At 60.5% G+C, this 11,892-nt stretch carries 13 protein-coding genes; 4 read left to right on the forward strand and 9 right to left on the reverse strand.

All coding sequences use genetic code 11. The features are described from left to right. Nucleotides 1-263: 263 nt before the first annotated feature. The gene (locus WCA85_RS08160; protein WP_424062738.1) at nt 264-1,070 is read left to right on the forward strand and encodes an SDR family NAD(P)-dependent oxidoreductase; all 807 of its coding nucleotides are present in this window, start codon (nt 264-266) and stop codon (nt 1,068-1,070) included. A 30-nt stretch (nt 1,071-1,100) separates the two neighbouring features. Here WCA85_RS08160 and WCA85_RS08165 read toward each other — a convergent pair whose 3' ends face one another. The 8 genes from WCA85_RS08165 to WCA85_RS08200 form a co-directional block, all read right to left on the reverse strand. Beyond that, a complete protein-coding gene (locus tag WCA85_RS08165; protein WP_424062740.1) occupies nt 1,101-2,111 on the reverse strand; it encodes an anion permease in 1,011 nt (336 codons plus the stop codon). After that, complete coding sequence (locus tag WCA85_RS08170) at nt 2,111-2,737, reverse strand: DUF47 domain-containing protein (protein WP_424062741.1); 627 nt, start codon at nt 2,735-2,737, stop codon at nt 2,111-2,113. Before WCA85_RS08170 ends, WCA85_RS08165 begins: the two co-directional genes overlap by 1 nt. 117 nt (nt 2,738-2,854) lie before the next feature. Then, complete coding sequence (locus tag WCA85_RS08175) at nt 2,855-4,240, reverse strand: replicative DNA helicase (protein WP_424062743.1); 1,386 nt, start codon at nt 4,238-4,240, stop codon at nt 2,855-2,857. A gap of 166 nt (nt 4,241-4,406) precedes the next feature. Then, nucleotides 4,407-4,859, reverse strand: a complete 453-nt coding sequence (gene rplI / locus WCA85_RS08180) for a 50S ribosomal protein L9 (RefSeq protein WP_424062744.1) — start codon at nt 4,857-4,859, stop codon at nt 4,407-4,409. 27 nt (nt 4,860-4,886) lie between these two features. Then, nucleotides 4,887-5,162, reverse strand: coding sequence for a 30S ribosomal protein S18 (gene rpsR / locus WCA85_RS08185; RefSeq protein WP_074264854.1), 276 nt, complete (start codon nt 5,160-5,162; stop codon nt 4,887-4,889). Between the two features lie 2 nt (nt 5,163-5,164). After that, complete coding sequence (gene priB, locus WCA85_RS08190; RefSeq protein ID WP_424062746.1) at nt 5,165-5,464, reverse strand: primosomal replication protein N; 300 nt, start codon at nt 5,462-5,464, stop codon at nt 5,165-5,167. A gap of 39 nt (nt 5,465-5,503) precedes the next feature. Continuing rightward, entirely contained in the window at nt 5,504-5,878 is a 375-nt protein-coding gene (rpsF, locus tag WCA85_RS08195) for a 30S ribosomal protein S6 (protein ID WP_424062748.1), read from the reverse strand. Between the two features lie 190 nt (nt 5,879-6,068). Then, nucleotides 6,069-6,980 carry a LysR substrate-binding domain-containing protein gene (locus tag WCA85_RS08200; protein WP_424062749.1) on the reverse strand — a complete coding sequence of 304 codons (912 nt, stop codon included), beginning with the start codon at nt 6,978-6,980 and terminating at the stop codon, nt 6,069-6,071. A gap of 151 nt (nt 6,981-7,131) precedes the next feature. Between WCA85_RS08200 and gcl the strand changes: the two genes are divergently transcribed. The 3 genes from gcl to WCA85_RS08215 all read left to right on the forward strand — a co-directional run bounded on the left by gcl (nt 7,132) and on the right by WCA85_RS08215 (nt 10,816). Beyond that, on the forward strand, nt 7,132-8,907 hold the full coding sequence (gene gcl, locus WCA85_RS08205) for a glyoxylate carboligase (protein ID WP_424062751.1): 1,776 nt from the start codon (nt 7,132-7,134) through the stop codon (nt 8,905-8,907). A gap of 122 nt (nt 8,908-9,029) precedes the next feature. Further along, complete coding sequence (gene hyi, locus WCA85_RS08210) at nt 9,030-9,839, forward strand: hydroxypyruvate isomerase (RefSeq protein WP_424062753.1); 810 nt, start codon at nt 9,030-9,032, stop codon at nt 9,837-9,839. 68 nt (nt 9,840-9,907) lie between these two features. Then, complete coding sequence (locus WCA85_RS08215; protein ID WP_424062755.1) at nt 9,908-10,816, forward strand: 2-hydroxy-3-oxopropionate reductase; 909 nt, start codon at nt 9,908-9,910, stop codon at nt 10,814-10,816. A gap of 852 nt (nt 10,817-11,668) precedes the next feature. Here WCA85_RS08215 and WCA85_RS08220 read toward each other — a convergent pair. Further along, on the reverse strand, nt 11,669-11,892 hold a 224-nt coding region (locus WCA85_RS08220), incomplete at its 5' end, for a hypothetical protein (protein ID WP_424062757.1).

Raw genomic sequence — 11,892 nt, forward strand, 5'->3', positions numbered from 1 at the left:
GGTGATGCGCGCATCCACGGCCTCGCACGGGGTCCCCGCGCGTACGCAGTCCAGCGACGATCCCATCGCACACTTCGCGAACGGCAGCTATTGAACGTTGCGTCCCTTGGACTGAGGCCGTGCCCCGTCGTGCGCACGTCTCACCCACACCACGCACACTAGCCAACCCCGCCCCCCAAGCGTTTCCCCATTGGCCACCCAACCACGCGCGCCTATGCTATCTGCTATCGTCTTTCCTATTCTCTGACGGCGGAGTGATCACAATGGATCTTGGACTGAAGAACAAAGTGGTTCTGGTCACCGGCGGCAGCAAAGGCATTGGCCTTGCCTGCGCCCGCAGCTTTGCCGCCGAGGGCGCGAAGGTCGCCATCGTCTCGCGCGATCCCGCGAATCTCGCCCGCGCCCGCGAGCAACTGGCAAGCGAAGGCCTGCAAGTCCACCTCACGCGCGCCGACCTGCATGAACCGCATGGCGCCGCTGATATCGTCGAAGAAGTGACCTCGGCGGTCGGCCCCATCGACGTCCTGATCAATAGCGCGGGCGCGGCACGCCGCTACGATCCTGAAACCCTCGATGCCGATGCCTTCCGCGCGACGATGGAAGCGAAGTACTTTCCCTACATCTATCCCCAGCAGGAAGTGTTGCGCCGGATGGCCGAACGGGTGAAAGCAGGACAAAGTACCGAGCCCGGTACGATCGTCAACATCATCGGCATGGGTGGCAAGATGGCGAGCGACATTCATATTGCGGGCGGTGCGGCCAATGCCGCGCTGATGCTGGCGACTGTCGGCCTCGCGCATTACTACGCGCGCTACGGCATTCGCATCAACGCGATCAATCCCGGCTCTACCTTGACCGAACGTGTCGAAGAAGCGCTGAAGCTGGAGGCCAACCAGCAAGGCATAGACACGGCGGAAGCGCTGGCGCGCGGCCAGGCCAAGGTGCCGCTCGGACGCTTTGCCAGACCCGAGGAGATTGCAGACGTGGCGCTGTTCCTGGCGAGCCGCCGCGCGAGCTATGTCACGGGCGCGATTGTGCCGATGGACGGGGGCAGCGCGCCGCTCATCTGAGCACGTCACGCCACCCTGGGCAAACGCTTGCTACAGGAAGCGGTGGCCGAGCCACCAACCCGCCGCGGAAAGCGCGGCGGACGCGGGAATGGTCAGGATCCACGCCCAAACGATATTACCGGCCACACCCCAGCGCACCGCGCTCAACTTCTGCGTGGCGCCAACGCCGACGATAGCGCCGGTAATCGTATGTGTGGTGGACACGGGAATGCCGAGAAAGGAGGCGACGAAGAGCGTAATCGCCCCGCCCGACTCCGCACAGAAACCGCCAACAGGCTTGAGCTTGGTGATTTTTTGCCCCATGGTGCGCACGATGCGCCAGCCACCAAACAGCGTGCCGAGTCCCATGGACAGATAGCAGCCGCCGATCACCCAGACCGGCGGCGCATCCGCGAGGGACGACGCGTAGCCGGTTGCGATCAGCAGCATCCAGATGATGCCGATGGTTTTCTGCGCGTCATTGCCGCCGTGTCCCAGGCTGTACAAACCCGCGGAGATGAGCTGCAAGCGCCTGAAGCGCCGGTCCACCTTGCTAGGCGGCGTGCGGAAGTAGATCCATGACACCGCGAGCATGAAAAACGAGCCGAGCACAAAGCCGAGCAGCGGCGAAATGAAGATGAATGCGACCGTCTTCATCAGACCGTCCAGGTTCAGCGAGTGCCAGCCCGACTTGGCGAGCGCCGCGCCCACCAGACCGCCGATCAGCGCATGCGACGAGCTCGACGGAATACCGTAATGCCAGGTGACGATATTCCAGCCAATCGCACCGACTAACGCGCCGAAGATCACATAATGGTCGACGATAGCCGGATCGATCGTGCCCTTGCCGACCGTCTGCGCCACTTTCAAATGGAAGATGAAATAGGCGATGACGTTGAACGCAGCGGCGAACGCAACGGCCTGCTGCGGCTTGAGCACGCCCGTCGAGACGACCGTGGCGATCGAGTTCGCCGCGTCGTGAAAACCGTTCATGAAGTCAAACACCAGCGACACGGCGACCAGAGTGGCGACCACCCAGATGGCGAGTTGTATCGATTGCATTATGCGTTTTCCAGCACGATGCCTTCGATAATGTTCGCCACATCCTCACATTTGTCCGTGATGGTCTCGAGCAGTTCGTAGATGGCTTTCAGCTTGATCAGCGTCTTGACGTTGTCTTCTTCGCGGAAGAGCTTGGAAATTGCCGCGCGCAGCACGCGGTCCGCTTCCGATTCGAGACGGTCGATGTCCTCGCATGCCTTAAGTATCTGGCTCGCCTGCTTCATATCCGACAGCAGACCAACCGCGTACTGAACGCGCTCCGCGGTAGCCGTGCAGATGTGCGCGAGCTGACTTGCCTCGGAGGTCACCGTCTGAACGTCATACAGGAAAATGGCCGTGGCGACGTCCTCCATCAGATCGAGGATGTCGTCCATCGTGGTGATCAACTTGTGGATTTCGTCGCGGTCCAGCGGCGTGATAAACGTCTTGTGCAGCAGATCGATGGTTTCGTGCGTGAGCTTGTCAGCGGCCTTTTCGGCCTTCTGCACGTTCCGCTTGTGGATCTCGGCGTCCTGCAGATTGTCGATCAGCAGTTCGAGTTCGTGGCTGGCCGAGACAATGCACCCGGCATGCTCGTTAAAGATTTCAAAGAACTTGCCCTCGGTGGGCATGAATCGACCGAACATTGGAATCCCGGAAATTGGTCACGTCAATGGCTGACATAAAACCGCAATATTGTACCGGGACCGGGATCAGGTGGCACTTCTGACATCGTCATTACAACAGCGCCGTCACTTATCGCTTTACTCGCTGTAGAAGTTCTGCGCACCCGCAAAATTATCAAACTTCGTATATTGACCGTGGAACGTGAGGCGAACAGGTCCGATTGGCCCGTTACGCTGTTTACCGATGATAATCTCCGCCGTGCCCTTGTCCGGGCTATCCGGGTTGTAGACCTCGTCGCGGTAAATGAAGAGGATGACGTCAGCATCCTGTTCGATAGCGCCAGATTCGCGCAAATCCGACATGATCGGGCGCTTGTTCGGGCGCTGTTCCAGACCGCGGTTCAACTGCGACAATGCGATCACCGGCACGTCGAGTTCTTTGGCCAGACTCTTAAGCGAACGCGAGATTTCGGAAATTTCCGTGGCGCGGTTTTCACCGGACGACGACCCGCTCATCAACTGCAAATAGTCGATGATGATCAGACCCAGCTTGCCGCACTGGCGCGAGAGCCGGCGCGCCCGTGACCGCAGTTCCATCGGATTCAAACCGCCGGTTTCGTCGATGAAGATTTGCGCCTCGCTCATCTTCTGGACCGCGTGGGTCAACTTCGGCCAATCCTCGTCAGTCAGACGCCCGGTACGCATCCGATGCTGGTCCAGCCGGCCGACCGAGCCGAGCATACGCATGGTCAATTGGCTGCCCGGCATTTCCATCGAAAACACCGCGACCGGCAAACCGTACTCGACCGCCACATACTCGCCCACGTTCATGGAAAAAGCCGTCTTACCCATCGACGGACGGCCCGCGACGATAATCAGCTCGCCGCCGTGCATGCCGGACGTCATTCGATCAAGGTCGACGAAGCCCGTCGGCGTGCCGGTCACATCGCTCGGATTGGCGGTGTGATAGAGCGTGTCGATCCGTTCGACCACCTGGGTCAGCAAGGGCCCGATTTCCAGGAAGCCCTGCGTGCCCCGCGCGCCGTCTTCGGCGATCGAAAACACCTTCGACTCGGCCTCGTCCAGCAACTGGCGCACTTCCTTACCCTGCGGGTTGAAGGCGTCAGCCGAGATTTCATCCGCGACCGAAACGAGCCGGCGCAACACCGCGCGATCGCGCACGATTTCCGCGTAACGGCGAATATTCGCGGCGCTCGGCGTGTTCTGCGCCAGCGCGTTCAGATACGCGAGACCGCCGACCTCCTCTGCCTTGCCCGCCGTGCCCAGCGCTTCGTACACGGTGATCACGTCGGCCGGACGCGTCGCCGCGATCAGCTTGCCGATGTGTTCGAAGATAATGCGGTGGTCATAGCGGTAGAAGTCGCTCTGCGAGAGAAAATCGGCGATGCGATCCCAGGCGGCGTTGTCGAGCAGCAAGCCGCCCAGTACCGATTGCTCGGCCTCGATCGAATGCGGCGGGACTTTCAGCGACTCGAGTTGGGGGTCTTTGGACGGTGCGTTCATGGGATGGAATTATCGGGGTAAATGCTCGCGGAAGGAAATCTAAACTCGCGATTTTGACCCCAAACGACGGACGCCGAATGGGAAAAAGGGAAACAAAAAAGCAGGGGCCGGTCACCCGGCCCCTGCCTTTCGCCAGCAAAACTACCTGGCTAATACTACTGGATGCTTAGGCGTGTTCGCCCAGCACCGACACCGTCACGTCGACGAGAACGTCGGTGTGCAGCGAGACTTGCACAGCGTGGTCGCCGACCAGCTTCAGCGGGCCTTCCGGCAGGCGCACTTGCGCCTTTTCCACTGCGAAGCCTTGCTTGACCAGTGCTTCAGCGATGTCAGCGTTCGTCACCGAGCCGAACAGGCGGCCGTCAACGCCAGCCTTCTGAGCGATCTGCACCGTCGAGCCGGCCAGCTTTTCGCCTTGAGCTTGAGCAGCTGCCAGCTTTTCAGCGGCGACCTTTTCGAGGTCAGCGCGGCGAACTTCGAATTCAGCGATTGCGTCTTTCGTTGCGCGGCGTGCGTGCTTGTTCGGGATCAGGAAGTTACGTGCGTAACCGTCCTTCACCTTGACGATGTCGCCCAGGTTGCCCAGGTTGACGACTTTTTCCAGAAGAATAACTTGCATTCAAATACTCCTTGTCGCGTCGTCGGGTTAGGCCTTGTGCTGGTCGGTGTACGGCACCAGCGCGAGGAAACGTGCGCGCTTGATAGCCGTGTCCAGCTGGCGTTGATAGTGCGACTTCGTACCCGTGAGACGCGCCGGCGTGATCTTGCCGTTCTCGCCGATGAAGTCCTTCAGCGTTTCGATATCTTTGTAGTCGATCTGATCGACGCCAGCTGCCGTGAAGCGGCAGAACTTCTTGCGCTTGAAGAGCGGGTTTTGTTGCTGACGACGCTTGTCGAATTTCTTACCAGTCGGGCGGGGCATGTTCAGTCCTTTCCAATGTCCTGCAATGCTGTGATGTGAAATACCAGGGTTCTTGCGTTGCGGCTTTTCTTGGCCAGGAAACCGGTGAAGAGCTTTTCGACGCCCATCACACAGCTTTCCAGCTTGCCGCTCGCCTCGCCGGCCGCCACTGCCGGCATCGTCAGTTCAACTTGCCGGGCAATGCCGGCTTCGACGACTTCGGTGTGGTGTTGCAACGTGCAGCTTGCGATCGGAACGCCGGCGGGGGTGTACCGCACCGGTTCGCGTTCGACGACGCTGGCTGTAAGTTGCAGCCTGTTCACGAGAGCGACGCTTTTGCCTGGTAGCTTAAATAGTGTGTCTTAAGCCTGCGCTTCGGACGGCTGCGTAGCAGCTGCCTTCTTGGCTTCTTCGCGCTGCACTTCCTTCATCATCGGCGACGGGCCGCTTTCGGCCTTCTTCATCTTGACGATCAGGTGACGCAGAACGGCGTCATTGAACTTGAATGCGTGTTCCAGCTCGTCGAGCGTGGTTTGGTCGCATTCGATGTTCATGCAGACGTAGTGAGCCTTCGCGAGTTTCTCGATCATGTAGGCCAGTTGGCGACGGCCCCAGTCTTCGATACGGTGAATCTGGCCACCGTGCGACGTGATCGTGCCCTTGTAACGCTCGATCATGGCAGGCACTTGCTCGCTCTGATCGGGATGCACGATAAAGACGATTTCATAATGACGCATACACACTCCTTAGGGATTAAAGCCACCCGGGCGTCGGAACCGGTGTGGCAAGTGAGAAGCCGAAGATTGTAGCCCGAATAGGGACGGGTTGCAACATATCCCGTTAGTTTGCCGCGTGATTTGGGTGTGTTTTCAAAGGTTTAGGCGCGGCATCGGTTCCGCGACCCCTGTCCCTGGTGCGTGTGACCCCTCAAACCTCCCCACTCCAGTACTCCGGCCGGGAATACACCTCTTTCACATAATCAATGAAGTAGCGCACTTTGGCCGGCACATAGCGCTGCTGCGGGTAGACCGCGAGGATGTCGTAGTCCGGCAGCGCGAACTCATCGAGCACCGTTTCCAGTTCGCCACGAGCCAGCTGCTGCTGGATTTCCCAGGTTGAGCGCCAACCGAGGCCAAGACCCTCGGAGGCCCAGCGGTGCAGCAACTCGCCGTCGTTGCAATCGAGCGTCCCGCCGACCCGCACGGTCACAAGTTTGCCATTGCGCCGGAAGTACCAACCCCGGTTCTGGCCCCCTTGCAGGTTGAAGGCGAGGCAATTGTGCTGCGGCAGGTCTTCGAGCGTCTTCGGTTTGCCATATTTGCGGAAATATTCGGGCGTGCCACAGACCACGCGCCGGTTCGACGCCAGCTTGACCGCCACGAAATTGGGATCCACCGCTCCGCCTATACGAAACGACAGGTCATAGCCCTCACGGACCAGATCCACCACCCGGTCGGTAAGGTTAAACGACAGCTGCAATTCCGGCTTGTCCGCAAGAAATGGAGGTGCGAGCGGCGCAACATGCTTGCGGCCAAACGCAGCCGGCGCCGAGACAATCAGGTGCCCGCTCACCGCCCGGCGTCCCGCGGCCAGTTCGTTCTCAGCCTGATCCCACTCGGAAAGCAAGCCGCGGCAGCGTTCCAGAAACGCCGCACCCTCCTCGCTCACCACAAGGCGCCGGGTCGAGCGGTACATCAGCTTCACGCCGAGGCGCTTTTCCAGCGCGTCGATGCGCCGTCCGAGTATCACCGGTGACACGCCTTCCTCCAGCGCCGCAGCCGCGAGACTGCCCGCGTCCGCCACGCGCACAAAGGTTTCGATCTGTTTGAAGCGGTCCATTTTTGTCTCCTGCCTGTCGCGGGCTGTCGCCATCCCATACTTTTTGTTTCGAAATAAGCGACCCGGACTGATCTTATCAAACCTATAGCGCAGGCCTAAAGTTCACCTCAACCCCCTTAGATTCGCATTCACAGACATTGAGGAGACATTCATGGCCAAGATGAGAGCCGTCGACGCAGCCGTGCTGGTGCTCGAAAAAGAAGGTATCGACACCGCCTTTGGCGTGCCAGGCGCCGCCATCAACCCGTTCTACTCGGCTATGCGTAAAGCCGGCAACATCAGCCACGTGCTGGCGCGTCACGTTGAAGGCGCCTCGCACATGGCCGAAGGCTATACGCGTGCCCAACCGGGCAATATCGGCGTGTGTATTGGCACGTCGGGCCCCGCCGGCACCGACATGATCACCGGTTTGTACTCGGCTCAGGCTGACTCGATCCCTATTCTGGCTATCACGGGTCAGGCGCCGCGCGCGCGTCTCTATAAGGAAGACTTCCAGGCCGTCGATATCGAATCGATCGCCAAGCCGGTCACCAAGTGGGCCGTCACGGTGCGCGAACCCGCGCTCGTGCCGCGCGTGTTCCAGCAAGCGTTCCATGTGATGCGCTCAGGCCGTCCGGGTCCGGTGCTGGTCGATCTGCCGATCGACGTGCAGCTCGCGGAGATCGAGTTCGACATCGACACGTATGAGCCGCTGCCGGTCTACAAGCCGAAGGCAACCCGCAAGCAGATCGAAGCGGCGCTCACGCTCCTGAACAACTCCGACAAGCCGTTGATCGTCTCCGGTGGCGGTGTGCTCAACGCCGCTGCGGAAGATCTGCTGGTGGAATTCGCGGAAACGGTCGGCGTGCCAGTGATTCCGACGCTGATGTCGTGGGGCGCGATTCCCGACGATCACCCGCTGATGGCCGGCATGGTCGGCTTGCAAACATCGCACCGTTACGGCAACGCCACCATGCTCGCGTCCGACTTCGTGCTCGGTATCGGCAACCGCTGGGCGAACCGCCACACGGGCAGCGTCGAGGTTTACACCAAGGGCCGTAAGTTCGTGCACGTGGACATCGAGCCGACGCAGATCGGTCGTGTGTTCGGGCCGGATCTCGGCATCGTGTCGGACGCGAAGGCTGCGCTCGAACTGTTCGTCGAAGTCGCCAAGGAATGGAAAGCCGCCGGCAAACTGAAAGACCGCGGCGCATGGGTCGCGGATTGCCAGGAACGCAAGCGCACGCTGCAACGCAAGACGCACTTCGACAACACGCCGATGAAGCCGCAACGCGTGTACGAAGAAATGAACCAGGTGTTCGGCCGCGATACCTGCTACGTCAGCACGATCGGTCTGTCGCAGATCGCCGGTGCCCAGTTCCTGCATGTGTACAAGGCGCGTAACTGGATCAACTGCGGCCAGGCTGGCCCGCTCGGCTGGACGATTCCGGCTGCGCTGGGTGTGCGCGTTGCCGACCCGCAACGTCCGATCGTGGCGCTCTCGGGCGACTACGACTTCCAGTTCATGATCGAAGAGCTCGCCGTTGGCGCGCAATTCAAGCTGCCGTACGTGCACGTGGTCGTGAACAACTCGTACCTCGGCCTGATCCGCCAGGCGCAGCGCGCGTTCGACATGGACTTCTGCGTGCAACTCGCGTTCGACAACATCAACGCGCCTGAAGTGAACGGATACGGTGTCGATCACGTCGCGGTGGCCGAAGGTCTCGGCTGCAAGGCGATCCGCGTGTTCAAGCCGGAAGAGCTGAAGCCGGCGCTGCAAAAGGCGCAGTCGATGCTCTCCGAATTCAACGTGCCGGTGATCGTCGAAGTGATCCTCGAGCGTGTGACCAACATTTCGATGGGCACCGAAATCGACGCGATCAACGAGTTCGAAGAACTGGCTCTGAAGCGTGAAGATGCGCCGAGCGCCATCAGTATGCTCGACTGAATCTTCTAAATCCGCCGTAACGTTCGAGCGGCCCAGCGTGTGTTTCGCGCTGAGCCGCCCGTGAGACGTGTTTCGCGTCTTTCGCGTTTTTCACTATGACCGACCAGCGAGACCCCAGCACCATGCCGAAATTTGCAGCCAACCTCACCATGCTGTTCAACGAAGTGCCGTTCCTTGACCGCTTCGCCGCGGCAGCGGACGCGGGCTTTAACGCAGTCGAATTTCTCTTCCCCTATCCGTACAAGGCGGCCGAACTGGCCGAGCGTCTGCAGCAGAACCGTCTGAAGCTCGTTCTGCACAACCTGCCCGCGGGCAACTGGGAAGCCGGCGAACGCGGCATTGCCTGCCTGCCGGACCGCGTCGGCGAATTCCAAGAAGGTGTCGGCCGCGCGATTGAATATGCGAAGGCGCTGAAGGTGCCGCAACTGAACTGCCTCGTCGGCATTCCCGGCCCGGGCGTCGATGCAGCCCGCGCTCACACGACGATCGTCGACAACCTGCGGTTCGCTGCTAACGCGTTGAAACAGGAAGGCATCAAGCTGCTGGTCGAGCCGTGCAATTCCTTTGACATCCCCGGCTTCGCGCTGAATCGCTCGGCGGAAGGGCTTGATGTGATTCGCGCCGTCGGCTCTGACAATCTGTATCTGCAGTACGACATCTATCACATGCAACGCATGGAGGGCGAGCTCGCCGCCACCATCAAAAAGAATCTGGCGTCGATCGCGCACATCCAGCTTGCCGACAATCCGGGCCGCAACGAACCGGGAACTGGCGAAATCAACTACCCGTTCCTGTTCGATCTGCTCGACTCGCTGGGTTACGACGGCTTTGTGGGCTGCGAATACAAGCCGCGCACGACGACCACCGAAGGCCTTGCCTGGGTTCAAAGCATCGCCGGACAGATTCGCGGCGCAGCGCACGTGGCGGCCTGACCGACCACGCGCGGATCGACACTCAACCCACGCACACTCCCGCCCCAACCTACTGGAGACATCATCAAATGGCAAAGATTGGTTTTATCGGCCTCGGCATCATGGGCGCGCATATGGCGCGCAACCTCATCAAGGGCGGTCACACGCTGTTCGTCAACGGCGCGTATCCGGTTCCGGAAGATCTGGGCAAGGCCACCACATCGGTTGCCGACTCGACCGCCGTTGCACAGGCATCCGACATCGTGATCATCATGGTGCCGGACACGCCGGACGTCGCCAACGTGCTGTTCGCCGACGACGGCGTGGCCAAGGGCCTCACGCAAGGCAAGCTGGTGATCGACATGAGCTCGATCTCTCCGCTCGACACGCAAGCCTTCGCGAAGAAGATCAATGCACTAGGCGTCGACTACCTCGACGCGCCGGTTTCGGGCGGCGAAGTAGGTGCGCGCGAAGCCTCGCTGACGATCATGGTCGGTGGTCCGGAAAAAGCTTTTGCACTCGCGAAGCCGCTTTTCGAACTGATGGGCAAGAACATTTCGCTGATCGGCGATAACGGCGCGGGCCAGACCTGCAAGGTCGCGAACCAGATCATCGTCGCGCTGAACATCGAAGCGGTCGCCGAAGCGCTGCTGTTCGCGGCCCGTTCAGGTGCCGATCCGGAGCGCGTGCGCAAGGCGCTGATGGGTGGTTTTGCTTCGTCGCGCATTCTCGAAGTGCATGGCGAACGCATGACGAAGCGCACGTTCGATCCGGGCTTCCGTATCGAACTGCACCAGAAGGATCTGAACCTCGCGTTGGACGGTGCACGCAAGCTGGGCATCGCCCTGCCGCATACCGCGAGCGCGCAGCAACTGTTCAGCGTCTGCGCAGCGAACGGTGGCAAGGCGTGGGATCACTCCGCCATGGTGCGCGCGCTGGAAATCATGGCGAACTTCGAGGTCGCCAAAGCACCGGGCAAGGAAGCTAAGGCAGCTTGAGGTTCAGCGCGCGCGGGCCTCGACCACCTCGCGCGTCATACACATAGCAAAACACAGCAAATCACTGCGTGGCGTGCCAACTTGTGGCACCTCGCAGCAACTCGCAGCAGCAATTTCGGTCGCCGTGATACACACGACGGCTGGCAGGTGGGGCGTCCGGCACGGCGCGCAACTCGCGTGTCGTACCGGGCAAATCGTGCCGCTCTGGGCTGAGAGCGGCAAGTGGGGTCCGCAGCGGCACCCGGCGACGTCGGGGAAGCCTTGGTCGGTCAGACGTCGTCGTCGGGTGTCCGGCTGTCGGATTTCACGCTTGTGCCACGCAAGACAGATATAAAGAAAGCGATCGGATTCCCAGACCATTCGCCTGTCAATTCTTCACACACTCTCCCATCGTTCTCCTAAACTCGCCGGGCGCTTGCTCGTTGCCGTTCGATCAAAAACTGCGCCACTGCGCGCGGCTAGCAACGTATTGGGCGCTCCACAGACCGGGCGAGCCCGCCCGCATAGGATCCATCCAGTACGCGACAGACGCACAAGTGGGCGCGCACAACGAGCGGTGGGCTACCGCTCGCGTGCCGCATCGGCAATCACGTTCGGGGATCGGACGCACCAGCGCGTGGAGAGAACTCAGAATGTCAGTGCTATACGCTGGAGAGCGTACGGATCGCATATGACGAGGAGTATGGGCGACTTGTATCGCCGGCAGCGGTCGGTCCACTACCATTTACGTACTATCGGCGCACCTGCCCGGTGCAGCGGGTGGTCCAGGCGGGCAGCCAGCGCGGCAGAAGCGCGGGGCGCCGTATTCCGTAATGGCTCCGGTTGGGCTCGTGAATAAACGTGAACCGAAGCCTAGGGAGCTGAGCTCACCGCGCCCACTAATTTGCTCTCATTTGATCTTTGACAAGCAAATTGCCCTGCGTCGGACACAAGGTTTACATATCCTAATAGACTCATCCGTCCCGTGAGCATAGTGCGCTTGCGCCAGTAACCCACCTGCGAAGGATTGAGAATGAGTATCTTTGGTGACATCGTAAACAAGCTTTTCGGTAAAGCGAAGCCCGACCAGCCTGCCC

This window comes from Paraburkholderia sp. (genome assembly GCF_049581445.1).
In the GTDB taxonomy this organism is placed as follows: domain Bacteria; phylum Pseudomonadota; class Gammaproteobacteria; order Burkholderiales; family Burkholderiaceae; genus Paraburkholderia.

Bases quoted from the DNA above. Each gene is read 5' to 3' on its own strand.
- hyi (WP_424062753.1), top strand. From the start codon at position 9,030: ATGCCGAAATTTGCAGCCAACCTCACCATGCTGTTCAACGAAGTGCCG.
- WCA85_RS08165 (WP_424062740.1), bottom strand. From the start codon at position 2,111: ATGCAATCGATACAACTCGCCATCTGGGTGGTCGCCACTCTGGTCGCC.
- rpsF (WP_424062748.1), bottom strand. From the start codon at position 5,878: ATGCGTCATTATGAAATCGTCTTTATCGTGCATCCCGATCAGAGCGAG.
- WCA85_RS08200 (WP_424062749.1), bottom strand. From the start codon at position 6,980: ATGGACCGCTTCAAACAGATCGAAACCTTTGTGCGCGTGGCGGACGCG.
- rpsR (WP_074264854.1), bottom strand. From the start codon at position 5,162: ATGCCCCGCCCGACTGGTAAGAAATTCGACAAGCGTCGTCAGCAACAA.
- rplI (WP_424062744.1), bottom strand. From the start codon at position 4,859: ATGCAAGTTATTCTTCTGGAAAAAGTCGTCAACCTGGGCAACCTGGGC.
- WCA85_RS08215 (WP_424062755.1), top strand. From the start codon at position 9,908: ATGGCAAAGATTGGTTTTATCGGCCTCGGCATCATGGGCGCGCATATG.
- gcl (WP_424062751.1), top strand. From the start codon at position 7,132: ATGGCCAAGATGAGAGCCGTCGACGCAGCCGTGCTGGTGCTCGAAAAA.
- WCA85_RS08170 (WP_424062741.1), bottom strand. From the start codon at position 2,737: ATGTTCGGTCGATTCATGCCCACCGAGGGCAAGTTCTTTGAAATCTTT.
- WCA85_RS08175 (WP_424062743.1), bottom strand. From the start codon at position 4,240: ATGAACGCACCGTCCAAAGACCCCCAACTCGAGTCGCTGAAAGTCCCG.
- WCA85_RS08160 (WP_424062738.1), top strand. From the start codon at position 264: ATGGATCTTGGACTGAAGAACAAAGTGGTTCTGGTCACCGGCGGCAGC.